Here is a 23678-nt window from a genome sequence, read left to right as displayed (position 1 = left end):
GCGCCGGGTAGCTACAGTCGGCGGCCGCCCCTGCCCCCCGTCGGGGGTGGCCGCTCAGATACCTGCTGCCGGCCGGTCGTGTCCCGGCGCCACGGCGGCAGGTACGGCGGCCGCCCGACGGCGAGCAAGACCGGGCGGCCGCTTGAGAGTTGGTCGATACTCGCTCAAGGTGCGAGCCGCTCTTGAGTCAAGGTGCGACGCTGACGCTGTCGTTCCGCATAACAGCGCTACGGCGGCCGCCCATGGGCGAGCCGACCGGCCGCTCAGCTGCACCGCAGCAGAGGGGATGTCTCATGTCTGGACAGTTACAACTCGACGCTCGTGCCTACGGTGCTGCACCGATTCCGGTAGGTACTCCCCGGGTGTGGAGTGGCTCAGTGCGGTAGGTCGGTGACGGGGATGTCCAGTGCCTGCGCGAGCAGCAGGAGGTCGCCGTACGTGGGGTCAGTGATGGCGTTCTCGTAGCGCTGAGGCGGGCTGGGTGCCGGTGCGCAGCGATGCGTTGCCCAGGGCGAGTTGTTCCTGGCGGACCCAGGTGGGGCGAGGTGTACGGCGAGCTGGCGCTCGACAACCGCTGCCCAGGCGATCATGTTTCAGCACCCAAGTCGTCGCTTTCTATCATCCGATCTCGCCCTGCGGATTGCCTCTGGTGTGTGCCGCGGGGCCACGGGTACGGTCCATGAATCGAACGTGTGTTCACCCGATGGGTGACTGACGGTAATCATCGGTCACTGTTAGATACGTGAGCAGTAATCCATTTAGGCGTGCCGGGCCGTCCCCAGAGGTGCCCCCCTCGGCGGTCCGGTACTTGGGGCGGCTCCCGTGCCCTGGCCGGCCGTTTCGGCGCGGGAGCCGCCTGTCACTCGATGGGGCGCTGAGCTGCGCAAACAGCATGATCCTTTAGGGGATTTTTAGGGGACGGGGCTCGGTAGTCAGGCTGTAGGCAGACTGCCCTGCCGGGTAGTCAGGTCGCGCGTAAAGCTCCCCGATCCGCAGTCCTTGCAAGCCTGACCAGCTTCTCTCCGGCCGTCCGCCCTGGTGCCCGGATCGTGGCCCAGGTGGAGACTGCCGCTCTTACAAGCAGGATGTCGGCGGTTCGAAACCGTCCGCGCCCACAGTGGGAAGACCCCGACCGGTTCCGGTCGGGGTCTTCGTCGTGTTCAGGACTCCTCACGGGGTGGGCCGATGTGCTTGAGCTGGGAGCGGGCCGTGACGCGGTCCGAGCCGGTGATCTCCGACCAGTAGCGGTGGGTGGTGACGAAGACGGCCAGTTCGTGTTCGCGGCGGCGGAGCTTCTCCACCTCTGCCTGCTCGTCCTCGGTCCAGCCGGGGGAGGCGGGGCGTTCGACCTTGCGCCAGCCGGCGGTGTCGTGGAAGCCGTCCAGGGGCGCGACCGACCAGGGGAGTCGTTTCAGCAGGGCCGAGAGCTCGGCCCGGACCTGATGCAGTTCCTCCTGACCGGCGAGGAGGTCGCTCGGGAAGTCATAGGTCGTAGCCACACGGCAATGCTACGCCTGTTCGATTTTGAGCTGCGAGCTGCTTCCCGTGGTTCACGCGAAGGAGTGTTCCTATGGGGCCGTTCGAACGAGCGTCCGATACGTTCGACCGCGGCCCTCCTCGCGGGCCCATGACCAACGGGTGCCCCAGGCGCTCTACGCCCGGGACACCCGTCATCCGTCACCTGTCACCCGTCACAAGGGGCGCACGGCTGTCACCCGTCACAAGGGGCGCACGCCCCTCGGTGAGCCGCTCAGCCGGACTGGGACCTCAGCTCCTGGACCAGCCGCGTCGCCACCGGCACCGGCACCCCGTGGTGCTTCGCCGCCCGCAGCAACGCCCCGCCGATCGCGTCCAGTTCGAGCGCCCGGCCCGCCTCGGCGTCCCGCTGCATCGAGGACTTGGTGGCCGGCGGGAACGCGTCGTAGCGGGCCAGCGCCTGGGCGGGGTCCGAGGGGCCGCCGGCCGCGCCGCTGACCGCCACCGTCTCCTCCACCAGCGCGGTCAGCTCCTCGCGGTGGGTCGTGCGTACGTCGCCCAGCGGCAGGCCGTGGTGCGTGGTGAGCAGCGCGAAGGGCGCCAGGAAGGACATCTTCGCCCACAGGGCGGCCGCCTCGTCCGGGGCGACCCGGGTGGTCGGACCGGCCGCGGAGAGAGCCGCCGCCAGGGCGTCCAGGCGCTCGGCCGGGACAGGGTCGCCCGCCAGGTCGATCTCGGCGATGGGGCTGGTGTGCTCGATCCGGCCCGGCTCCACCCGCGTCGACTCCACGCGGATCACCGCGGGCGCCACTCGATCGGCGCGATAGCGCTCGCGCAGGGTGGCCGGGTGCTCCACGCCGTTGAGGAACGGCACGAGCAGACCGTCGCCCAGCGTCTGGGCCGGCACGCGCGCGAGGGCGTCGTCCAGCGCGGTCGCCTTCACGGCGACCAGGCAGGCGTCCACCGGCTCGCGCAGTTCGGTGTCCGCCTCCACGCGCGCGTGGAAGTCGCCGAAGACGGAGCTGCGGATCTCGATCCCGGAGGTGCGCAGAGTGTCGGCCGTCTTCTCGCCCGCCAGACAGATCACCCGGTGGCCGGAGCGGGCGAGCAGCGCCGCGAGCAGGCCGCCCACGCCGCCCGGGCCCAGTACGGCGACGGTGAGTTCGTCGTGTGCCATGGGATGTGGCTCCTCTTCGTCGGTCGGCCCCGGTGCGGTGGCCGCCTCGGCGTTGATCATCACAGAGGGGGCAGGGCCGTGGAAGCGCCCGGCCCGAGCAGGTGGAGCCGCTCGGTGAGCCCGGCCGCCTCGAACGCCTTGGCCAGGTCCGTGCCGTCCTCGGTGAAGTGGGCCCAGTGCTCGAAGTGCAGCGGTACGACATGCCGGGCCCCGAGGATCTGCGCCGCCTCGGCCGCGCGCTCGCTGGTCAGGGTCAGCGGCGCGTCCGGGACGAGGGGGGTGCGCGCGGCCCCCGCGAACAGCACCGCCACGTCGAACGGGCCCTCCCGACCGGCGATCTCCCGGACCCGGTCCAGTGAGGCGTTGTCGCCGCTGACGTACACCTTGGGCAGCCCCTCGCCGGACAGCACGAAGCCGGTGACCTGGCCGACAACCGGCTCCGAGCCCTCGGGGCCGTGCAGGGCGGGCACGGCGGTGACCCGCAGGGGCGTCCCGGGGGCGCCGGGGCGGGGCAGGTCCACGTGCCCCCAGGGGGACAGGCCGCGCACGGCCCCGCCGACGCGCTCCCCTGCGGCGGGGGTCGACAGGACGACCGGCACCTCGGCGAGGAACGCGCGGCCGGAGGTGTCGAGGTTGTCCGGGTGCTGGTCGTGGGACAGCAGCACGGCGTCCACCGCGCCGACCTCCTCCCGGCCGAGCGCCGGGCCCGCCTTCTTCACCAGCGTGCGCGAGCCCACCCGGTACTCGCCGGGCGCGTCGAAGGTGGGGTCGGTCAGCAGGCGGACGCCGCCGAGGGTGATGAGGGCCGTCGGGCCGCCGATGTATGTGATCTTCGTTGCAGTCATGATCAGGACAAGGGGCGGCCGCCCGGAGCTATTTCCTCCGGTTCGCGGGCCGAGACGCACGAGGGCCGATGCCGATGCCGACGCGGAAGCGGAAGCGGATGCCGGCCCGTTCGGAGCGAGCGGACCCAGGACCGGAACCGCCCCGGGCGGAGCGAGCGGCCCGCAAGACCGGACCCGGCCCACAAGGCCGACCCGGCCCAAAGCGGAGTGAGGCGCGGCGCGGAGGCGGTGACGGACCCGAGACCGGGTTTCGTCTGCGGGCGCCGTCCTCGGGCGGGAGACTGGAGGCATGTGCCGCAGCATCAAGACCCTCCGCCCGCCCACGCTCCCCGAGGAGGCGACCGAGGACGACATCCGGGCCGCCGCCCTTCAGTTCGTCCGCAAGGTGTCCGGCTTCCGTGCCCCGGCCGCGCACAATCGCGAGGTCTTCGAGCACGCCGTCGACGCCATCGCCGAGGCCACCGCCGAACTGCTCTCCGGCCTGGAGGTCAGAGGCCAGACCGCCCGCAAGGCGAGCTAACGCCCAGGCAGGCAACGTTCGCCTCGTCACGCTCGCGCGAACGTTGCCTGCCGGGGCACCAAGGGCGGTCACCGGTCCGGCACGTGCCGTGCCCTCGCCCTACGCCGCCTCGCGCGCCACTCCCGGCCGCCGCATCAGGTACGCCGCCCCCGACCCCGCCGCGAACAGCGCCAGCACCGACACACCCGTGCCCAGCCACCCCGCGCCCAGCCAGTGCGCGCCGAAGTAACCGAGGGCGGCGCTGTACGCGGCCCAGGACAGGCCCGCCAGCGCGGACCAGGGCAGGAAGTCGCGGGCGCGGCTGTGCGCGGCACCGGCGCCGAGGGAGACGACCGAGCGCCCGGCCGGGGCGAACCGGGCGAGGACGACCAGCGCGCCGCCGCCCCGGGCGAGGGCCGAGCCGAGACGTTCCTGCGCCAGGGCCAGCCTGGGGGAGCGGGCGATGGCGCGGGCCGGCAGGCTGCCGTCGCGCCAGGCCAGCCGGTACGCCACGAGGTCGCCCAGCACCGACGCGGTGGCCGCGCACAGGGTCAGGGCCAGGATGTCCGGGACGTTGTCGGGGACGTGTCCGGCCGCGGCGCCCGAACCGGCGGCCGCCGCCGTCGCGCCCATGATCACCAGGACGCCGCTGGGCAGCACGGGCAGGAACACGTCGAGCAGCACCGAGGCGCCCACCAGGGCATAGATCCATGGTGTGCCGGCCAGCGGCCCCAGACTCTCGACCACAAGAAACTCCCCGTCATTCCCCCCGTTGGCCCGGCCCTGCCGCGGTGGTGCGCGGAAAGCGGCAGGGGGCCGTTGACAGCCATACAGCGTACGCCGGGGGTGTGACATCAGGTGCACAGGGGGTTAGTGCGTCGGGTGCGGACCCACCAGCCGCCGCCTGGATCAGGCCGGCGTCCCGAACGACAGGCCCTCGCAAGGCTCGCCCCTCGGTCAGCCACATGTCCTCCACCGTCACCGAATGACTGCCCCTGGCGAGACTCACTCCTCGGTCAGCCACATGTCCTCCACCGTCACCGGACGACAGCCTCTCGCGGGACTCACCCCTCCGTCAGCCGCACGTCCTCCCCTGTCACCGGACGACAGGCGGAACGACAGGCGGAACGACCGGCCCTGGCGAGACTCACCCCTCCGTCAGCCGTACGTCCTCCACCGTCACCAGCCGTGCCCCGCGTCCACCGTCTCGGGCGTTGCCGCGCCCGCGCCCGCCCTCGCCACCAGGCCGGGCCCGCTCCAGGCGCAGGGCCGCGGCGCGCCCCGTCAGGGTCAGTGTCATCAGGTGGTTCCCGAACCACGGCCCGCCCGTGCGCCGCCAGTCGACGGGAGGCTGCGGAACCCGCCCGTGCCCCGCGAACCGGCGCCCCAGTGCCCGCCCGAGCCGGCTCCAGCCGAAGCGGAAGCCCAGCTCGATGGAGCGGGGGATCGCGTTGTGCACGGGGGAGCAGGTCAGCTGGAGCGCCCGCGCGGTGGGGCCGGAGCCCTCGGGCCAGGACGGCTCGGCGACGTAGGCGTGATGCACGTCGCCGGACAGCACCAGAACGGTCGCGGGCGCCTGCGGCCCCGACCCGGCCTCGGCGATCAGCGCCGCGAGGGCGTCGAAGGACTGCGGGAAGGCTGCCCAGTGCTCCAGGTCCGCCGCCCGCCGCAGCCGCTCCCCGAACCGCGCCCAGCGCGCCCCCTTCTCCCCCCGGCACAGCGCCGCGCTCCAGCCCTCGGCGTCGTGCACCAGATGCGGCAGCAGCCAGGGCAGGGAGGTGCCGATCAGCAGGTGGTCGCAGTCGCCGGGCGCGTCCAGCGCCTCGGTGCGCAGCCACCGCGCCTCGCCGGGGTCGAGCATCGAGCGCGCGTCCTCGTCCAGCACCCGCGCGGCCCTGCTGTCCACCATCAGCACCCGCACCCGCCCGAAGTCGCGCCGGTAACTCCAGCGCACGGAGGCGGGGTCGGTGTCCGCCCGGCAGGCGAAGGCGCGCAACACGTCGGTGCCGTCGGGGGCTTCGCGCACGGCGGCGTAGAGCGGGTCGTCGGCCAGTTCGGCGGGGCTGAGGTTGCCGAGGTGCTGGTGGACCCAGTACGACATCAGGCCGCTCAGCACCCGCTCGCGCCACCAGGGCGTGGCCCGCATGTCGGCGACCCAGGCGGCGGAGGTGTTCCAGTCGTCGACGATGTCGTGGTCGTCGAAGATCATGCAGCTCGGCACGGTGGACAGCAGCCAGCGCACCTCGGGGTCGAGCCAGGATTCGTAGTACAGCCGGGTGTACTCCTCGTAGTCCGCGACCTGGGTGCCCGGCGGGTCCTCCACGTCGCGGCGCGCGGCCAGCCAGCGGCGGGTGGCCGGAGAGGTCTCGTCGGCGTACACCTGGTCGCCGAGCAGGAGCAGGACGTCGGGGCGCCGAGCCGAGGGGTCGGTGGCGAGGCGGGCGGCGAGGGTGTCGAGGGCGTCCGGGCCGACCGGGTCCTTCTCGCCGGCCGGGGGCGCGGCCCAGCGGCAGGAGCCGAAGGCGACGCGGACGGGTTCGGCCCGGCCAGGATCCTCGTCGCAGGTGCGGATCTCGGAGGCCGGGAAGGCCGAACCGGGCTCGGGCCACACGCGCGTGCCGTCGAGGAACACCTCGTACGGCGTCGACGTGCCGGGCGTGAGCCCGGTGACCTCGACCAGGGCGTAGTGGTGGCCCGCGATCTGGAAGGTGCGGGTGCCGCCGCCGGAGCCGTCGGCGCAGCGCACCTCGGCGATGCAGGGGCGGCTCGCCTCGACCCAGATGGTCGCGGACGAGCCGCCCGTGTATCTCAGCAGTGGTCCCAGCCGCAGTCCCGCCACGTCATCGCCCCTCTCCGTCGCCCCGTACGGTACGGAACGACGGAGGCCGGCGGGGAGGTTCCGCACGGAATTCCGGATCAGTTGCCCGGGACGGAGGCCCCGATCAGCAGGGAGCCAGGTAGTTCTGCAGTGCGGTCTTCTCGGCGGAGTCGACCGAGAGGCCGTAGTAGTACTTCACCTGGACCCACGCGCGCACGTAGGTGCAGCGGTAGGAGGAGACGGACGGCATCCAGGTGGCCGGGTCCTGGTCGCCCTTGGCCTGGTTGACGTTGTCGGTGACCGCGATGAGCTGCGGGCGGGTCAGGTCGTTGGCGAAGGACTGGCGCTTGGAGGTCGTCCAGGAGCCGGCGCCGGAGTCCCAGGCCTCGGCCAGCGGGACGAGGTGGTCGATGTCGAGGTCGGAGGCGAGGTTCCAGGTGGCGCCGTCGTAGGGCGAGTACCAGCTGCCGCTGACGGAGGCGCAGGCGGAGTCGGTGACGACGTTGGAGCCGTCGCGCTTGAGGACCGTCTCACGGGTGTTGCAGGCGCCGGAGATGGTGATCCAGTGGGGGAAGAGGTCGCGGTTGTAGCCGGTGCGGTTCTCGGTCGCCACGGTGAGCGAGGCGAGGTAGCTGCGGGCGGTGGCGCCGCTGACCGGGGTGGGGAGCGCGGCGGAGGCGCTCGGGCCGTTGAGGAGGGCGGCGGAGGCGAGGAGACCGGTGAGCGCCGCGACTATGCTCAGGCGTCGACGCGCGTAGAACTTGGGCATGTGTACTCCCTGGCGATGTGGGGGTGTTGGCGAGCGGGGCGTGGGAATGCTCGCGGGGGCGTGTTGCGTACAGGTGTGCGTTCGATGAGAAATTAGTGACGTGTGCATGACACGACAAGATTTATGCTCGAACTTTCTCTCGCGTACCATGGGCCACGCAGAAGGGGAGTAGCTCTTCGCCGGACCGTCGACATACTGCTCAGCTCAGCTGGGCCGGCGCCCGGAGCCGGACCTGAAGTCGAGGACCGGCCAGCGAGACCTTCGGCAAGCAGTGCGCACCCGTGCCCTCCGGCACGGGTTACGTGTGCTGTCCTTGCCGAGGTCGCGTCCGAAGGGTCAGCGCACGAACTCGGTGGGGGCGGCCCCGACCGATTGTGGAACGTTGATCAGCCTCTCCGTCATGGCGCTCGTCTTCGGCGTCGTCTTCCTCGCCGAACTCCCCGACAAGACCGCCCTCGCGGGCCTCGTCCTCGGCACCCGCTACCGCGCCTCCTACGTCTTCGCCGGTGTCGCCGCCGCCTTCGCGCTGCATGTCGCGCTCGCCGTCGCGGCGGGGAGTGTGCTCACCCTGCTGCCCGCGCAGATCCTGTCAGCGCTGACCGGTGTGCTCTTCCTGGGCGGCGCGGCCGTGCTGCTGCTGAAGAAGGACGAGGACGAGGACGAGGTCCGCAAGCCCGAGAACCAGTCCTTCGCCAAGGTCGCCGGGGCCGGGTTCATGCTGATCCTGGTCGCCGAGTTCGGCGATCTCACGCAGATCATGACCGCCAACCTCGCCGCCCGCTACGACGATCCGCTCTCGGTCGGCCTCGGCGCGGTGCTCGCCCTGTGGGCGGTCGCGGGACTCGGCATCGTCGGCGGCAGGGCGCTGATGAAGCGCGTACCGCTGAAGCTCATCACCAAGATCGCCGCCATGCTGATGCTGGCGCTCGGCCTGTGGAGCCTGTGGGAGGCCGTGACCGTCTGAGGCGGTCGCGAGCTGAACGGCGCGTGAAGATTTCTCCATGTGCTCGCCGGATGCCGGAATTGTTTTGTATCGTAGAGAAACAAAGTGGCTCCCGCCCGTTTTCCCTGACCGGCGGGCGGGGCCGCCTTGGTTCTCGCCCAGGGGACCAGGGGACCGTCGACGCCCCCTGAACAGCTTGGAGCCATGCCGATGACGGCCACCACCGTGCTCACCGCCCGCGCCCTCCTGCTCGACATGGACGGCACCCTCGTCAACTCGGACGCGGTCGTGGAGCGCATCTGGCGGCGCTGGGCCGAGCGGCACGGGCTCGACGGCGACGAGGTGATGAAGGTCGTCCACGGCCGCCAGGGCTACGCCTCCATGGCCGTCCTGCTGCCACACCGGCCCATGGAGGCCAACTACGCCGACAACGCGGGCATGCTCGCCGAGGAGACCGCCGACCTGGACGGCGTCGTCGCCGTTCCCGGCGCGCCCGCCTTCCTCGCGTTCCTCAGCGGCCTGCCGCACGCCCTCGTGACCTCGGCGGACGTCGGCCTGTCCACCGCGCGGATGGCGGCGGCCGGGCTCCCGCTGCCCGAGGTGCGGATCACCGCCGAGTCCGTCGGGGCCAGCAAGCCCGACCCCGAGGGCTTCCTCAAGGGCGCCGCCGAACTCGGCGTCGACCCCGCCGACTGCGTCGTCTTCGAGGACTCCGCCGCGGGCATCGAGGCCGGCCGCGCCGCCGGCATGCGCGTCGTCGGCGTCGGCCCCCGCGCGGGCGTCCACGCCCCGGACGTGCACGTGCGCGATCTCACGCAGATACGGCTGGAGACGGCGGCCGACGGCACGATCCGGCTGTACGCCGACCCGGCGTGACGCGCCTACGACGCCGGGCCGTACCTCAGCCCCCCGGGCCTGTCGTCACCTTCCCGTCCGCCCCGTGACGCCTTGCACGCTCCCACTGCCTCAAGGCATGGGAGGTGCACCCGCTCGCCTCGCCGCACCGGGTGGAAGCCCGAGTACGTCCCGTACGAGGACGTCCGCCCGGCACGCCGAGCGCACACAGCCGAGCGCACGCACCGGACGCCACGCGGCCGCCCTTCGGGCGACGACGAAAAGGCGACGACGAAAAGGCGACGACGAAAAGGCGACGACGCAAGGCGACGAGGGGACGGCGATGAGGGGACCGCGACGAAGGGGAGGTGACGCCAGTCCCTAGCTAGGGCTCCGACGTCTCCGACTCCAGCATCGCCCTGGTCAGCTGGTCGTACACGCCCAGCTCGGACACCTGCTGCAGACCTCGGGCCCACTGGTAGTCGCGCAGGGCGTTCTCCAGGGGCGGGTTGAAGTTGCCGTTGACGTCGCCGTTGTAGAGGTACAGCTGGCGCAGCCGGGCCTGGAGCTCGGCGACCTCCGAGCCCTGGTCGCCCCGGCGCAGCACCGGGCCGTCGGCCGGGGGCGTCTGAGGGTCCTCGGAGAACAGAGGGCTCGCCTCGGAGGCCGACGGAGTGGGCGACGAGGCCGACGCCGACGGTGAAGCGCTCGACGCCGACGGCGACGGCGAGGCGCTCTCACCGGCCGACGGGGAGGCCGACTCGGACGGGGACGCCGAGGCCGACGAGGTCGGCTCCGCGCTGCCGCTCGGGGCCGCCGACAGCGCGGCCGCCTCACTGGTCGGCGCCTGAGGTGCCGCCTCCCGCACGTCCCGTGCCGTCGCGGTGTCCCGCGAGGGCGTGTCGTACTGGAACACCCCGCTCGCCAGCCCGGCCGCCGCCGCCACGGCCACGACGGCCCCGGCGGAGCCGATCAGCGCGGTACGCCGGGCACGGCCGCCCCCGGACCCGCCACGCGCCCGGCCGCCCCCGGACCCGTCACGCGCCCGGCCGCCCCCGGATGCGCCACGCGCCTGGCCGCCCCCGGATGCGCCACGCGCCTGGCCCGGCGGCGGGCCCGGCTCGGCGTCCGGGGCCTCGAACAGCCGCAGGTCGTAGTCGCTGGGCGGCGCCACGGGGAGCCCGACCGGGGCGGACAGGGCCGTGGTGGGGGCCTCGGGCGCCCCCGGGGCCCCGGGCGCTCCGCCCGGCGCGCCCGGCACCCCGGCGGCGGACGCCGACTGCGCGTGCGGCACCGCCCGGCTCCCCTGCGGCACGGCCGGCAGCGGCATGGTCGACTCGGCGTCCGGGTGCGGGGCGCGCGCGGCGGCGGACCCCGAAGCGGGAGACCCCGTGGCGGGAGACCCGGTCGTCCCCTGGGCGCCCGGCTCGGCGGGACCCCGCTGCGCCGGGGGCGTCACCGGGGGCCCGGCGTTCGCGACGGCGGCGTCGAGGTCGACGTACGGACGGATGCGCAGCGGGTTGAAGTCCTCCGCCGCGGCCGCCTCCGCCGTGCGGGACTGGACGAGGGCGTCGGAGGTGCGGCGGCCGCAGCCGCACGAAGGGGTGTTGTCCGGGGCGCGGGACGCCCCGCACTCCGGGCACGGTTGCCCCTGTTGGTCTGCCACGAGTCCGTCCCCTCCCCTTGCGAACACACGTGATTATGCAGACACCGCCCACCGCACCCGCCCTAACCCCCCGGAATATCGGCTTCCCCTTCGGGCGGAAGCGGGCGCGCGTCGGGCACTCGACAGGCCATAACCGAACACACCCACCACGATGGAGTGGTATCGCGAGCCTCGGGAGGTCCGGATGGCCGACGACGCGCAGGGGGCCACCACCCCGGTGCTCCCCCCGGAGCGGAGGACCGCGGGCCAGGAACACGTCCCCGGCAACGTCCTCGTCTCCATCGGCGCCCTGCTCCTGGGGATGCTGCTCGCCGCGCTCGACCAGACCATCGTCTCCACCGCGCTGCCGACCATCGTCAGCGACCTGGGCGGTCTGGAGCACCTGTCCTGGGTGGTCACCGCCTACATGCTGGCCGCCACCGCCGCGACCCCGCTGTGGGGCAAGCTCGGCGACCAGTACGGGCGCAAGCGGCTGTTCCAGGCCGCCATCGTGATCTTCCTGATCGGCTCGGCGCTGTGCGGACTCGCCCAGAACATGCCGGAGCTGATCGGCTTCCGCGCCTTGCAGGGACTGGGCGGCGGCGGGCTGATGGTGCTGTCCATGGCGATCGTCGGCGACCTGGTCCCACCCCGGGACCGCGGCCGCTACCAGGGTCTGTTCGGTGCCGTCTTCGGCGCCACCAGCGTCCTCGGACCGCTGCTCGGCGGTCTGTTCACCGAGCATCTGAGCTGGCGCTGGGTCTTCTACATCAACCTGCCCGTCGGAGCCGTCGCGCTCGTCGTCATCGCCACCGTGCTGCGGCTGCCGCCCAAGCGGACCCGGCACGTCATCGACTACCTCGGCACCTTCCTCATCGCCTCCGTCGCCACCTGCCTGGTCCTCGTCGCCTCCCTCGGCGGCACCACCTGGGACTGGGGCTCGCCGCAGATCATCGGGCTGGCGGTGCTGGGCGCGGTGCTGACCGTGGTGTTCGTGATGGTGGAGCGGCGGGCCGCGGAGCCCGTGCTGCCGCTGAAGCTGTTCCGTATCCGCACCTTCACCCTGTCCGCCGTCATCAGCTTCATCGTCGGCTTCGCGATGTTCGGCGCGATGACCTTCCTGCCGACCTTCCTCCAGGTCGTGCACGGCATCAGCCCGACCATGTCCGGTGTGCACATGCTGCCGATGGTGATCGGCCTGCTGCTGGCCTCCACCGCCTCCGGTCAGATCGTCAGCCGCACCGGCCGCTGGAAGGTCTTCCCGATCGCCGGCACCGGCGTCACCGCGCTCGGTCTGCTCCTGCTCGCGCACCTGGACGAGCACAGCTCGACCACCGAGATGAGCGGCTTCTTCTTCGTCTTCGGCCTCGGACTCGGCCTCGTGATGCAGGTGCTGGTGCTGATCGTGCAGAACGCCGTCGGCTACGAGGACCTCGGCGTCGCCACGTCCGGCGCGACCTTCTTCCGCTCCATCGGCGCCTCCTTCGGCGTCGCCGTCTTCGGCTCCGTCTTCTCCAACCGCCTCGCCGACCAGCTCACCGACGCCTTCCGCGGCGTGCGGCTGCCCTCCGGGGTCTCCGCCGACTCGCTGGCCGCCGACCCGCGGGGCATCCAGTCCCTGCCCTCGTCGCTGCGCCCGGACGTGCTGCACGCGTACGCGTCCGCGATCACCGATGTGTTCCTGTACGCCGCTCCGGTCGCCGTCGTCGGCTTCGTCCTGGCCTGGTTCCTGCGCGAGGACCGGCTGCGGGCCTCGGTCACGACACCGGACGTCACCGAGACACTGGCCAGCAACCCAGTCGAGCGGACCTCGTACGACGAGGTGTGCCGGGCGCTGTCGGTGCTGGGCAGCCGGGAGGGGCGGCGGGAGATCTACCGGACGATCACCGAGCGCGCCGGGTACGACCTGAGGCCCGCGACGAGCTGGCTGCTGCTGCGGATCAAGCGGTACGGCTCGGTGGAGCCGGCCGTGCTGGCCGAGCGCGGCCCGGTGCCCCTGACGGTGATCATCGAGGCCGCGCGGCAAGTGGAGGAACGGCACCTCGCCACCCGCGCCGGCCTCGACCTCAGCCTCACCCCGCAGGGCGAAGAGGTCGCCGAACGGCTGTCGCGGGCCCGCGAGGACTCCCTCGCGCAACTGCTGGGCGACTGGTGGGGCCCGGACCGGCCCACCGACCTCGTCCAACTCGTCAAGGAGCTGAACGGCGAGCTGTGCGGCTCGGAGCGGGAGCAGCCGTACGACGGCGGCCCGGCCCAACGCTTTGCCTGAAAGCGACGTTCACACCAGTTCCTTCGTGAACCAGTGTTCCGCGTACGGATCGTGGTTGTGCGGTACCGTCTCGCGGAAGCCGAGGCGGGCGTACACAGCGCGGGCCTCCACGAGGTCGCCCCGGGTGTCGAGGCGCAGACGGTCGGCGCCCAGTGACCGGGCCGCGTCCTCGGCGGCCGCCACCAGCAGGGCCGCGCCGCCCCTGCCGCGCATGTCCTCCCGCAGGAACACCCGCTTCAGCTCCGCCGCCCCGGCACCGACCCGGAGTACGCCCGCCACGCCGGCCGGCTCACCTTCGTGGCGCGCGACCAGCAGCAGCCCCCGCGGCGGGAGCAGCCCGTCCACCGCTGCGGCTGCGATCTCCCGCTCCAGCTCGGCCGGGTCCGTACGACGGCCCTCGTGCAGGAGGTACCAGCGGTCGCTGACCTCCGTGTAGTAGGCCCGCCACAGCGCGGCGGCGGCCGGAGAGTCGACGGGTTCCGGGGCGACGGTCCAGGCGGAGGTGCTCATGCGCCATTCTCCCGAGGCGCGGGCCGGGCGCCGCAAACCCTTTTCCGGCGGCCGTTTCAGGCGGCCTTCGCAGGCAACCCGTTTCTCGAAGCGGCCCCGCAGGGGGCCCATCGGGGACCGAGTATCCGGAAGGCATCCATGTCCACTGGACTGATCATCGCTCTGATCGTGATCGGCGCCGTCATCGTCGTCGCCGTCGCCGCGTTGCTGGCCCTGCGGTCCGGTCGTTCGCGCGGCGGCCGTGATCTGCGGCGGCGCTTCGGACCGGAGTACGACCGGGCCGTCACCCGGCACGACGGAGACACCAAGGCGGCCGAGCAGGACCTCGCCCGGCGCGTCGAACGCCACGGGGATCTGCACACCGAGCCGCTGGATCCCGCCAGGCGCGAACGCTTCCAGACCCGCTGGGCGGCCGCGCAGGAGAGGTTCGTCGACGCGCCGCGTGAGGCCCTGTCCGAGGCGGACCATCTGCTCGGCGAGGCCGCCGAGGCACGGGGCTTCCCGGACACCGGGCACTACGACGACCAGCTCTCCGCCCTGTCCGTGCACCACGCCCGGCATGTGGAGGGCTACCGGCACGTGCACCGGCTCGCGCACGCCCATGACGAGCCCGGATCGTCCGGCAACGGCGCGGCCACCGAGGAGATGCGCACGGCCATGATCGAGGCGCGCGAGCTGTTCCAGGACCTCGTGGGAGCGGGCGCCGGGGAATCGGAGACGAAGGGGAGTCGAGTCATATGACCGAGGTGACAGGACGTACCGGCGGTACCACCACCGCTCCGCTGCTCGCGCACGACGAGTGCGACCGGCTCGAACAGCGGCTGCGGCACGCCGTCGCCGAGTTCGTGGACGAACCCAGGCACGCCGTCGAAGAGGCCGACCGGACCGTGGAGGAGATCGCCACCCGCTTCACCGACGCGGTCGCCCGGCGCCGCCGCAGCCTGCGGATGGCCTGGCAGCCCAGCGAAACCCCCACGGGCTCGGCCGACGACACCGAACTGCTCCGCCTGGCCCTGCGCGACTACCGCGAGCTGGCGCAACTCCTGTTGCACGAAGGCGGCCACGACGGCGCTCACGAAGGCGCTCACGACGGCAACGGAGCCGGCACGTCCACCGGCACCCGCACGCACCCGGCCTCCGCCGGCACGGCACCGGCCGGGCCCACGGGGCGCGGCTCCGAGGAGTGGCCCTCGGACGCCACGGGGCACAGGCACAGCGGCCCCGGCGCTCCCACGGCCGCGGACATCGGCGGCCACGACGACGCTTCCGCTCCGCCTCCCGCCTCCGACGCGCAGCGTGAGGCCCGGGCGAAGCCGCAGGACGACTCGCCGATCATCACGCCGACGCCGCCGTCGGGCTGACGCCGCGGGCCTCCGGGGTCACGCCGCGGGCCTCCGGGACGCCGGGTGGCACGGGCCGGCCGGGCCACCCGGCCTCGTCCGAAGGGTGGGCCCGCGTCGGCCGGTCCGTGTCGGTGAGTTCGGGTGCGAGTTCGGGTGCGGGTTCGTCGTGGCTTGTCGCGCAGTTCCCCGCGCCCCCTTGAAGGGTCCTGGTTGTTTCTCCGGTGCGGGTTTGTTGTGGCTGGTCGCGCAGTTCCCCGCGCCCCTTGAGGGCCCGCGCCCCTTGAGGGCCCGCGCCCCTTGAGGGCCCGCGCCCCTTGAGGGCCCGCGCCGCCTGAGAGCGGTGTGCCCCCGGGTGGTCTGAGGGTCCGCGTCGGTCAGGTGTCGGTCAGTCCGTCTCGTCCGAGGCCGTCTCCCGGGCCGCCCGCCAGTGTCGTACGACCTCCTCCACGTCGTACGGCTTCAGGCCCAGGGGCGGGCCCGGCGGCGGGCGGAACATCATCTCGCGGATCCTGGGATTGACGGCCTCGATGATGCGGCGGACGCTCCGCTCGGAAGGGGCCCGCAGCGCGGCGGCGAGGGCGTCCTCGGCCTCCTTGCGCAGGGCCAGGGTGGGCGGCAGGACCGCGAGACCCTCGCGGGCCATCTTGCGCTTGATCCACCACAGTTCGTCATAGGGCTGCTCGACCTCGCTCGGCAGAGGCTTGCCCACGCCCGGCAGCCGGGCGAACTCGCCCCGCGCCTCGGCGTCACGTATCTGCCTGTCGGTCCAGGACTCGAAGCTGACGCCCGGTGGCTTTCGCTCGGTCATGAACCCATTGTGCCGGACGGGATACCGCCGGGCGTTTTAGTATGCGGCGGCGGCGCCCCAACCGGGCCGCTGTCCAAGGACCTTCCAATGGGGAGCGCACGTGCTCGAACTGACCATGGCCACCGTCTCCGGGGCGGAGGCGGGCGCCACGGCCGGCATGCTCATGGCCGATGCACCCACCGAGCCCGGTGCCGTGCTGCGGGTGGGCCGCGACAAGTCCCTGTGCCGGCTGGTGACGCCGGAGGACTGGCTGTTCGTCTCCCGGGCGCATCTGGAGTTCCTCTGCGGCCCCGACGGGGTGTGGCAGGTGACGTGGCTGCGCGGCTCGCAGGCGGAGCCGTCCTCGGAGGTCCGGCTCGCGGTCGGCGAGTACGCCCAGACCATCCCCTACGGCGGCAGCGTCCGGCTGCCGCGCGGCGCCAGCGGCGAGATCGTCGTCCAGGACCGCACCGCGCCGCGCAGCGTCAACGTCGGCTTCTACCACGAGGCCTGAGACCCGGGGGAAGCCGTGTCACCGGTCTACGCGAGCACGCGGGCCAGTGCGAAGCCGTCCCAGCCCTTCGTGCCCACGGTCTGGATCGCCGTGCCGTCCAGCCGTGGGTGCGAGGCGATGAGGTCGAGGGCGGCCCGGGTGCCCTGGACGTCGGGGGCGCCGCTGTCGGCGTCGAGAACGCGCCCACCGCGTACGACGTTGTCGAGGACGATCACGCTGCCCGCGCGGGTGAGCTTCAGCGCCCACTCCACGTAGTGCGGGTTGTTGGCCTTGTCGGCGTCGATGAAGACCAGGTCGAAGGGCGGCGGGTTCTCGTCGGCGAGCCGGGGCAGGGACTCCAGGGCCGGGCCGACCCGGACCTCGGCGACCTTGTCCAGGCCCACGCGGGCGAGGTTGCGGGTGGCGACCTCCGCGCGCTGGGGGTCGTACTCCAGGGAGACCAGCCTGCCGTCCTCGGGCAGCGCGCGGGCCAGCCAGATGGTGCTGTAGCCACCGAGGGTGCCGATCTCCAGGACCGTGCGGGCGCCCTGGATGCGGGCGAGGAGGTGGAGCAGTTTGCCCTGGGGCGCGGAGACGGCGATCTCCGGGAGACCGGCGGCCTCACTGTCGCGCAGGGCCGCCCGGAGCCCCTCGTCGTCGGGCGCGAGCTGAGCGGCGAAGTAGGCGTCCACGGCTTCCCACTGCTCTGACTGGCTCATGCACCTGTGCCTTTCATATTTTCGTTAGAGTCGCTAACTACTCGTGTCTGCGAATCTAGTCGGAGGACGCTTCCCGCACCGCCGATTTCACGTCGTTGGCGTTTCCGCCGCGCCGGGCGTGCGCGCGGACGCCCGCCGCCTTCCCGGCCTCAGGAGAAGTACGGCGCCCGCGGCCGACAGCACCAGCACCCCGCCGACCGTCAACAGCCACGCCGGGACGCCCGCGACGGTGCGCAGCCGGTCCTCGTGGATCACCTGGCGGAACGTGCCGTCCGTCGCAGCCCGCGAGCCCCCCGCCCCGGCGGCCGTCCGGGCACGCACCCGCGAGCCCCCGCCTCCGGACGCACGCACCCGCGAGCCCCCGCCCGCAGGCGCAGGCACACGCGCGCGTGCCCGCGGCGTCACCCGCACGCACGCGCGTGCCCACTCGAACAGGAAATCGAAGCGGAAATCGGCCATCCCCCAGCCCTCCGTGCAGCCGCCGTCTACCCCCATGTGCGACGGCCCCGCCCAAGATCCGGTTCCCGCTGGGAGGGCACTTCTCGGCGATCGGGACGCTCTCCGCGGAGGCGGTCGAATCCCCGCCCGACTATCGTCATCCGGACAAAACGAGACGGACGTCAGGCGAAGCGGGGGTAGCCTGCGTCTCTCCCGGGGGTGGTGCGCACCCCTTGGGTTCGCGGAGGACACCTCACCCACGAGACACGTGGGGCGTACGGGGCGGGAGGCCGACGAGGCGTGGCGAATGCGGAGCACAGCGGGCGACCGGCGGAAGCCTTCGGAGCGACAGCCGTCGGCCCGGCCGGGGCCCGCCTGCGCGCGGCCCGGCTCGGCCTGTGGATGGTCGCCCTCGTCCTCGCCGTACGGCAGATGGCCGTGGTCGTCGGCTCGCCCCGCGGGGAGCGGCTGACGGACCTGGAGACCTGGGTGGGCCCTGAGGGCGTCCTGCACGTCCAGGGCTCGCTCTACGACTCCACCCGCTTCACCGGCACACCCTTCGGCGGCCTGGTCCTCAAGCCGCTCACCCGTTCGGCGGAAGAGGCCCTCGGCTGGGGCTGGACGTTCGGCACCCTGCTGCTGGTCGTCGCGCTCGGCCTGGTCGCCGCCCGTGCGCTGCCCCAGCCCGCGGGCCGCCGGACCTCGCTGTTCGCCGCGCCCGTGGCGATCTGCCTGCTCATGCTGTCCCTGCCGGTACGCAACACCCTCTGGCTCGGCCAGACCAGCATCATCCCGGTCCTGCTCGTCCTGCTCGGCTGCTTCGCCATACGCGGTGAGCGGGCGGGCGGTGTCCTGATCGGCCTCGCGGCCGCCCTCCAGCCGACCCTGCTGCTGTTCGCGCCGCTGTTGTGGTTCACCGAGCGCCGCCGGGCCGCCGCCACGGCCGGTGTCACCTTCGCCGGGGTCACCGCGCTCGCCTGGGCGGCCATGCCGCACGACTCCTACACCTACTGGGTGCACCACATGGCGGGCGTGGGCCTCGGCGGCAAGGCCGACGCGCTCGCCAACCAGTCCCTGCACGGCGCCCTGCTGCGGCTCGGCCTGTCCGGGCCGCTGGAGATCGCGCTGTTCCTGGCGCTGGGCGCCGCCGTCGCCGTCCTCGGCCTGCGCCGGGCCGTGCGTTACGCCCGCGACGGACAGCTCCTGCTCGCCGTGGCGATCACGGGCTGTACGGCGATCGTGGTCGCGCCGACGGCCTGGCAGCACCAGCTGCTGTGGGTGCTGCTCACCGTGGTCGGACGGGTCGGCAAGCGGGCCTCGGACCGCTATGTCTGGCCGGTGGCCGTCGTGCTGGTGATGACGCTCCCGGCGAGGATGATGCTGCCGAACATGGCCTCTCTGTACCCGCTGCGGGACAACATGGTCCTGTTCGCGGCCCTGGCCGCGGCGGCCCTCCTCCCCTTCCTCTCCCGGACCTCGCCGTACTACCAGGAGCCGGTCCGGACCCGGTACGCCCCCCAGGTCCCGGCCCGCTTCCGCAACGTCCCGCTGCTGCCCTTCCTGCGCCGCGTGCTGACCCGGCCCAACCTCCTGCTGGAGCTGCTGCTCATCCGCGTCACCTACGCCGCCTACCAAAAGGTGCGGCTCGCGGCGACCGGCGGCACCAACGAGGCGGGGCGGGCGCGGGCCGAGCACCACGGCGAGCAGATCCTGTCGCTGGAGCGGTTCCTGCACCTCGACATCGAGCGCGCCGTGAACCACGCGGTGGTCAAGGCCGGCTGGCTGCGGGAGTTCTTCGACTTCTACTACACGTCGTTCCACTTCGTGGTGCCGCTGACCGTGCTCGGTGTCCTGTACTGGCGCCGCCCGGTCGACTACCGCTGGGGCCGCTCCACCCTCGGCCTGATCACACTGCTCGCCCTGGTCGGCTTCTGGCTCTACCCGCTCGCCCCGCCCCGGCTGATGCCGGAGCTCGGCGTCATCGACACCGTGCACGGCGTCCAGGACTTCTCCCAGCCGGACTACGGCACCCTGACCGCCCTCACCAACCAGTACGCGGCGATGCCCTCCCTGCACTTCGGCTGGTCCCTGTGGTGCGGCCTGGTCATCGCGATCGTCGCGCCCCGGGCCTGGATGAAGGCGCTGGGCCTGCTCCATCCGCTGTTCACGGTCTCCGCGATCGTCGCGACCGGCAACCACTGGGTGCTGGACGCGGCAGGCGGCGCGGCCGTCGTGGGCGCGGGCTTCGCACTGGCCTACGTCTTCCAGGGACCGCGGGCGCGGGTGGCCGCGCCGGCGCCCGTCGACGAGCGGGAGCTGGTCAAGGACGGGGCGCCGGGCTGAGCACGGGTTTTACCTCACGCTCCCGACTGTGATCAGCTACGGGCTGTCATGTACAGAGGGCCCTTGGGGAGGGCCTGGGAAGAGGGGGGTACGCGCGTGCGTGCCGTCGATGAGGGAGCGCTTCAGGCGTGTCCCGAGTGCAGAGCCGAGATCGTGGTCGACGGACGGTTCACCGTCTGGTGCGCCGCCTGCGACTGGAACGTCGATCCGGGGCAGAAGGACGAACCCGTCGGCCGCCTTGAGCGGGTCCGGCGGGAGATGGCCGCCCGGCACGGGGAGCGGCTGCTCGACGACGTCAGCGGGCAGGGCGGCGAGAGCCGGGGGCTCGACGTCTTCGGAGTGCTCTCCTACGGCCTCGCCCTCGCCGTCCACGCCGTCACCCTCGCCCTCGCCGCCTACGGCCTGTGGCTGCTCGTCACCGGGCTCGGCGGCTTCGGGATGGTCGGCGGAGCCCTGCTGCTCCTCATCGCCTGGAGCCTGCGGCCCCGGCTCGGGCGGCTGCCCAAGGACGGGATCGTGCTGCGGCGCCCCGACGCCCCCGAGCTGTTCGGGCTGATCGACCAGGTCGGGCAGGTCGTCGGCACACGCGGCGTGGACGCCGTCGTCGTCGACGCCGACATCAACGCCTCCGTCAACGGCCTCGGCCCGCGCCGCCGCATGCTCACCCTCGGACTGCCACTGTGGTCCGCCCTCACCCCGCAGCAGCGCATCGCCCTGCTCGGCCATGAACTCGGCCACTTCGTCGGCGGCGACACCCGGCACGGCCTCGTCGTCGGCTCGGCCTACCGCTCGCTCGCCCTCTGGCACCACTACTTCGCCCCGGTCGAGGCCACCGGCTGGCTCCAGATGCTCACGAACATCGCGGTCATCCCGTTCCGGCTCCTCGTGGGCGGCCTTCTCGCCGTCCTCGACCTGCTCGCCGTACGGGCCACCCAGCGCGGCGAGTACCTCGCCGACTCCGTCGCCGCGAAGGCCGCCTCCAGCGAGGCGGCCGCCGGGCTGATGGACCGGCTCCTCGTCTCCGAGTCGGTCGAGATCAACCTCCGCCGCGAGGTCAACGCCCGGCGCATGGGCGGGCCCGCCCGCCGACGGGCCCAGGACGCCGGGCAGGGCCTGTGGGAGGAACTCGCCGCGCGCGTCGGCGAGATCCCCGAGTCCGAGTACGAGCGTCGCCGCCGGGTCGGTGAACGCCGGGGCCACAGCGTCGACTCCACTCACCCGCCGACCCATCTGCGCCGCCGCCGTCTCCTCCAGGGCACACCCCTGCCCGCGACCGTCACCGCGGACCCGGAGCGCGAGGCCCGCATCGCCGCCGAACTCGCCGACGCCCGCGCCCGCGTGGCCCGTGAGCTGGTACGCGACGGGCTCGACGGCCACTGACCCCCGTCCGGACGGCGAGGGCGCCCGTCACACCGGCGCGCCCTCGTCGTCCGCTTCCGGCCGGACCTCGCACTGGAACCACACCGTCTTGCCCTCGCCCGGCGCCGGACACACGCCCCACTTGTCCGTCACCGCCCCGACGAGGTGCAGACCGCGCCCCGACTCGCTGTCCAGCGGGAACCGCGGCCGCTGTTCGGGCAGTTCGGTGCTCCCGTCCGTCACCTCCACCCGTACGCCATCCGGCCGCCGCAGGATCAGCAGCGTGCAGCGACGGTCCGGGACATGCCGTACGACGTTCGCGACCAGCTCCGTCAGGGCCAGTTCGGTCGCGTCCGTCAGCGCCGCCATGCCCCACTCCATAAGCAGCGAGCGGGCGATACGGCGGATCGGGCCCGCGGAGTGCTCACCCACCATGAGGCTCATGCGGTAGTGGGGGCTGTACGGGGCCAGGAGGGTGGGGGGAATGTATTCGTTCACGGGACGAGGCTGGCCTGCGGTGACTACGCTGGGCTACCGAACGGATACAACGGGGCTCGCGGTGAGCGCTGTTGTACATGAGGGGAGCTGCGCGTGACGCACATCAACGTCCTGGACCCGGGCGCCTCGCCGCTCGACTACTACGGCTTCGAGCTGCGCAGACACCGCGAGGCGGCCGGGCTCACGCAACGGCAGCTCGGCGAGATCGTCAGCTACACGGGGTCGCTCATCGGCCAGATCGAGACCGCCCGGAAGGTGCCTACGCCGGAGTTCAGCGAGCGGGTGGATGTGGCCCTCGGGACGGGTGGTTTGCTGTCACGGCTCGTCGATCTGGTGTTGCGGTCTCAACTACCCGTGTGGTTTCAGCAGGTTGCGGAGCTGGAGCGGCGGGCGGTTGAGATCTGTACGTTCCACACGCATTTGGTGCACGGTCTACTTCAGACGGAGGCCTACGCTCGCGCAGTGCTCGGTGCGCTGGATCAGACGCTCCTCGATGACCGCACCGCCGCGCGGCTGTCGCGCCAGCGAATCTTCGAGAAGGAGGCGCCTCCGGTCTTCTGGGCCGTCATCAATGAGGGGGCACTGCTTCCTAGGCTGGGAGGGTCGAAGGTCATGCGTGATCAACTCGCTGGCCTGTTGAGCTTCGAGGAGAACCCTCTGATCAACGTCCAGATCCTGCCGCACGAGGCCGGTGTTCACGCGGGGTTGCAAGGCTCTTTCGACCTCTTCCGCTTCGTCAGCGACCCAGCCATCGTCTACACAGAGGGCTACGGCAGCGGCCACCCGACCGCAAATCCAGACACCGTCAAGGACTGTTCACTCCGTTACGATCATCTCCGGGCCGCCGCCCTCTCCCTGAAGGATTCGGCGGAGCTGATCCGGCGAGTGATGGAGGAACGCTATGCGGAACCAAGCGATTCAGTGGCGTAAGTCCAGCTACAGCGGTGATCAGGGCGGCAACTGCGTCGAATGCGCTCCGATCGGCGCCCTGGCCTGGCGCAAGTCCTCGTACAGCGGCGACCAGGGCGGCAGTTGCCTCGAAGTCGCCGAATGCCCCTCCGCTGTCGCCGTCCGCGACTCCAAGAACCCCGCGGGCCCGACTCTCACCCTCAGGCCCGCGGTGTTCACGGCGTTCACCAAGTGGGCGGCTACAGCGGCTGGATGATCGTGCCGGTCGCCAGCGCGCCGCCCGCGCACATGGTGATCAGCGCGAACTCCTTGTCCGTGCGCTCCAGTTCGTGCGGGCGGTGGTGATCAGTCGCGCTCCGGTCGCCCCCACCGGGTGACCCAGCGCGATCCCACCGCCGTTCACGTTGACCCGGCGTGAACACCCCCGGAAAACGCGGAAGCGGCGGCCCCGGGGATCGGGGGCCGCCGCCGTCACGTGAGCGGTGGGGAGGGTGCGCAGATCTGGGTGCTGCTGCCGCTCGTGATGCTGGTGGTGCTTGTGCCGCTGACGCAGCCGGCACGGTCGGCTCAGTACCAGCCGTTGGCCTGCCAGAAGTTCCAGGCGCCGACGGGGGAGCCGTAGCGGGAGTTCATGTAGTCCAGACCCCACTCGATCTGGGTGGCGGCGTTGGTCTTCCAGTCGGAGCCGGCCGCGGCCATCTTGGAGCCGGGCAGGGCCTGGACCAGGCCGTAGGCGCCGGAGGAGGGGTTGGTGGCGTCCACGTCCCAGCCGCTCTCGTGCTCGACGATCTTCGCGAACGCGTTGTACTGCGCGGCGTTCGGGATCATCTTCTTCGCGATCGCCTGAGCCTGGTTAGGCGAGACCGTGGTGGCGGCCTGGGCGGGGGCCGCGGTCAGCGCGATGCCCGCGGCGGTGCCGACGGCGGCGGCGGTCGCGAGGGCCTTCTTGGGGGACAGGGCGCGGCGGATGGTGGCGAGAGACAAAACAGGACCTTTTCTTCGGG

The 23678-nt window shown here is 72.4% G+C and carries 24 protein-coding genes and 2 pseudogenes; 11 read left to right on the top strand and 15 right to left on the bottom strand.

Going from position 1 to position 23678, the window contains the following annotated elements; translation table 11 throughout:
* Positions 1–374 precede the first annotated feature (374 nt).
* From ABZZ79_RS13950 to ABZZ79_RS13935, 4 genes are all read right to left on the bottom strand, one after another.
* A complete protein-coding gene (locus tag ABZZ79_RS13950) occupies positions 375–590 on the bottom strand; it encodes a hypothetical protein (RefSeq protein ID WP_356689155.1) in 216 nt (71 codons plus the stop codon).
* 570 nt (positions 591–1160) lie between these two features.
* Positions 1161–1499 (bottom strand): hypothetical protein, encoded by a 339-nt coding sequence (locus ABZZ79_RS13945; protein ID WP_356689154.1) that lies wholly within the window; start codon positions 1497–1499, stop codon positions 1161–1163.
* A gap of 251 nt (positions 1500–1750) precedes the next feature.
* Positions 1751–2653: a 2-dehydropantoate 2-reductase gene (locus ABZZ79_RS13940; protein ID WP_356689153.1), complete on the bottom strand. Its 903-nt coding sequence runs from the start codon at positions 2651–2653 to the stop codon at positions 1751–1753.
* 59 nt (positions 2654–2712) lie between these two features.
* Entirely contained in the window at positions 2713–3498 is a 786-nt protein-coding gene (locus tag ABZZ79_RS13935) for an MBL fold metallo-hydrolase (protein ID WP_356689152.1), read from the bottom strand.
* Between the two features lie 289 nt (positions 3499–3787).
* Between ABZZ79_RS13935 and ABZZ79_RS13930 the strand changes: the two genes are divergently transcribed.
* On the top strand, positions 3788–4018 hold the full coding sequence (locus ABZZ79_RS13930; protein ID WP_356689151.1) for a DUF2277 domain-containing protein: 231 nt from the start codon (positions 3788–3790) through the stop codon (positions 4016–4018).
* A 99-nt stretch (positions 4019–4117) separates the two neighbouring features.
* Here the strand turns inward: ABZZ79_RS13930 and ABZZ79_RS13925 are convergent, their stop codons facing one another.
* From ABZZ79_RS13925 to ABZZ79_RS13915, 3 genes are all read right to left on the bottom strand, one after another.
* Positions 4118–4744 (bottom strand): VTT domain-containing protein, encoded by a 627-nt coding sequence (locus tag ABZZ79_RS13925; RefSeq protein ID WP_356689150.1) that lies wholly within the window; start codon positions 4742–4744, stop codon positions 4118–4120.
* A gap of 400 nt (positions 4745–5144) precedes the next feature.
* Positions 5145–6836, bottom strand: coding sequence for an alkaline phosphatase D family protein (locus tag ABZZ79_RS13920; RefSeq protein WP_356689149.1), 1692 nt, complete (start codon positions 6834–6836; stop codon positions 5145–5147).
* Positions 6837–6939: 103 nt separating this feature from the next.
* Positions 6940–7584 carry an HNH endonuclease family protein gene (locus tag ABZZ79_RS13915; protein WP_356689148.1) on the bottom strand — a complete coding sequence of 215 codons (645 nt, stop codon included), beginning with the start codon at positions 7582–7584 and terminating at the stop codon, positions 6940–6942.
* A gap of 382 nt (positions 7585–7966) precedes the next feature.
* Between ABZZ79_RS13915 and ABZZ79_RS13910 the strand changes: the two genes are divergently transcribed.
* Together ABZZ79_RS13910 and ABZZ79_RS13905 are read left to right on the top strand one after the other, a co-directional pair.
* The gene (locus tag ABZZ79_RS13910; protein WP_356689147.1) at positions 7967–8548 is read left to right on the top strand and encodes a TMEM165/GDT1 family protein; all 582 of its coding nucleotides are present in this window, start codon (positions 7967–7969) and stop codon (positions 8546–8548) included.
* 189 nt (positions 8549–8737) lie between these two features.
* Positions 8738–9403 (top strand): HAD family hydrolase, encoded by a 666-nt coding sequence (locus tag ABZZ79_RS13905; protein ID WP_356689146.1) that lies wholly within the window; start codon positions 8738–8740, stop codon positions 9401–9403.
* A 343-nt stretch (positions 9404–9746) separates the two neighbouring features.
* Here ABZZ79_RS13905 and ABZZ79_RS13900 read toward each other — a convergent pair whose 3' ends face one another.
* A complete protein-coding gene (locus ABZZ79_RS13900; protein ID WP_356689145.1) occupies positions 9747–11027 on the bottom strand; it encodes a peptidoglycan-binding protein in 1281 nt (426 codons plus the stop codon).
* 184 nt (positions 11028–11211) lie between these two features.
* Between ABZZ79_RS13900 and ABZZ79_RS13895 the strand changes: the two genes are divergently transcribed.
* Entirely contained in the window at positions 11212–13275 is a 2064-nt protein-coding gene (locus ABZZ79_RS13895; RefSeq protein WP_356689144.1) for an MFS transporter, read from the top strand.
* A 9-nt stretch (positions 13276–13284) separates the two neighbouring features.
* Here ABZZ79_RS13895 and ABZZ79_RS13890 read toward each other — a convergent pair whose 3' ends face one another.
* The gene (locus tag ABZZ79_RS13890) at positions 13285–13785 is read right to left on the bottom strand and encodes a GNAT family N-acetyltransferase (protein ID WP_356689143.1); all 501 of its coding nucleotides are present in this window, start codon (positions 13783–13785) and stop codon (positions 13285–13287) included.
* Between the two features lie 138 nt (positions 13786–13923).
* Between ABZZ79_RS13890 and ABZZ79_RS13885 the strand changes: the two genes are divergently transcribed.
* Both ABZZ79_RS13885 and ABZZ79_RS13880 read left to right on the top strand, forming a co-directional pair.
* The gene (locus ABZZ79_RS13885) at positions 13924–14526 is read left to right on the top strand and encodes a hypothetical protein (RefSeq protein WP_356689142.1); all 603 of its coding nucleotides are present in this window, start codon (positions 13924–13926) and stop codon (positions 14524–14526) included.
* A 35-nt stretch (positions 14527–14561) separates the two neighbouring features.
* A pseudogene (locus tag ABZZ79_RS13880) lies at positions 14562–14837 on the top strand (hypothetical protein); the annotation flags it as partial.
* Positions 14838–15513: 676 nt separating this feature from the next.
* Here the strand turns inward: ABZZ79_RS13880 and ABZZ79_RS13875 are convergent.
* Positions 15514–15936, bottom strand: a complete 423-nt coding sequence (locus ABZZ79_RS13875) for a DUF1992 domain-containing protein (RefSeq protein ID WP_356689141.1) — start codon at positions 15934–15936, stop codon at positions 15514–15516.
* 100 nt (positions 15937–16036) lie between these two features.
* Here ABZZ79_RS13875 and ABZZ79_RS13870 point away from each other — a divergent pair, with 100 nt between their 5' ends.
* Positions 16037–16429: a hypothetical protein gene (locus ABZZ79_RS13870; RefSeq protein ID WP_356689140.1), complete on the top strand. Its 393-nt coding sequence runs from the start codon at positions 16037–16039 to the stop codon at positions 16427–16429.
* A 26-nt stretch (positions 16430–16455) separates the two neighbouring features.
* On the opposite strand, the gene ABZZ79_RS13865 is transcribed toward ABZZ79_RS13870, so the two are convergent.
* Positions 16456–17127 carry an O-methyltransferase gene (locus ABZZ79_RS13865; protein ID WP_356689139.1) on the bottom strand — a complete coding sequence of 224 codons (672 nt, stop codon included), beginning with the start codon at positions 17125–17127 and terminating at the stop codon, positions 16456–16458.
* Between the two features lie 87 nt (positions 17128–17214).
* A complete protein-coding gene (locus tag ABZZ79_RS13860; RefSeq protein ID WP_356689138.1) occupies positions 17215–17382 on the bottom strand; it encodes a hypothetical protein in 168 nt (55 codons plus the stop codon).
* Positions 17383–17865: 483 nt separating this feature from the next.
* Here ABZZ79_RS13860 and ABZZ79_RS13855 point away from each other — a divergent pair, with 483 nt between their 5' ends.
* Complete coding sequence (locus ABZZ79_RS13855; RefSeq protein ID WP_356689137.1) at positions 17866–19908, top strand: bifunctional glycosyltransferase 87/phosphatase PAP2 family protein; 2043 nt, start codon at positions 17866–17868, stop codon at positions 19906–19908.
* Positions 19909–20004: 96 nt separating this feature from the next.
* Positions 20005–21288 carry a M48 family metallopeptidase gene (locus tag ABZZ79_RS13850; RefSeq protein ID WP_356689136.1) on the top strand — a complete coding sequence of 428 codons (1284 nt, stop codon included), beginning with the start codon at positions 20005–20007 and terminating at the stop codon, positions 21286–21288.
* 27 nt (positions 21289–21315) lie between these two features.
* On the opposite strand, the gene ABZZ79_RS13845 is transcribed toward ABZZ79_RS13850, so the two are convergent.
* Positions 21316–21711 (bottom strand): ATP-binding protein, encoded by a 396-nt coding sequence (locus ABZZ79_RS13845; protein ID WP_356689166.1) that lies wholly within the window; start codon positions 21709–21711, stop codon positions 21316–21318.
* A 147-nt stretch (positions 21712–21858) separates the two neighbouring features.
* Between ABZZ79_RS13845 and ABZZ79_RS13840 the strand changes: the two genes are divergently transcribed.
* Both ABZZ79_RS13840 and ABZZ79_RS13835 read left to right on the top strand, forming a co-directional pair.
* Positions 21859–22695 (top strand): helix-turn-helix transcriptional regulator, encoded by an 837-nt coding sequence (locus ABZZ79_RS13840; protein WP_356689135.1) that lies wholly within the window; start codon positions 21859–21861, stop codon positions 22693–22695.
* Positions 22667–22930: a DUF397 domain-containing protein gene (locus ABZZ79_RS13835; protein WP_356689134.1), complete on the top strand. Its 264-nt coding sequence runs from the start codon at positions 22667–22669 to the stop codon at positions 22928–22930. Before ABZZ79_RS13840 ends, ABZZ79_RS13835 begins: the two co-directional genes overlap by 29 nt.
* On the opposite strand, the pseudogene ABZZ79_RS13830 reads toward ABZZ79_RS13835, so the two are convergent.
* A pseudogene (locus tag ABZZ79_RS13830) lies at positions 22914–23086 on the bottom strand (steroid 3-ketoacyl-CoA thiolase); the annotation flags it as partial. The gene ABZZ79_RS13835 and the pseudogene ABZZ79_RS13830 overlap by 17 nt on opposite strands.
* A 155-nt stretch (positions 23087–23241) precedes the next feature.
* Entirely contained in the window at positions 23242–23658 is a 417-nt protein-coding gene (locus ABZZ79_RS13825) for a transglycosylase SLT domain-containing protein (RefSeq protein WP_356689133.1), read from the bottom strand.
* Between the last annotated feature and the right edge of the window lie 20 nt (positions 23659–23678).

Origin of the sequence: Streptomyces sp. NPDC006458, from assembly GCF_040612135.1 — a bacterium.
In the GTDB taxonomy this organism is placed as follows: Bacteria; Actinomycetota; Actinomycetes; order Streptomycetales; family Streptomycetaceae; genus Streptomyces.
The sequence above is the reverse complement of the archived record's forward strand: the minus strand, read 5'-3'. Positions and strand labels throughout refer to the sequence as shown.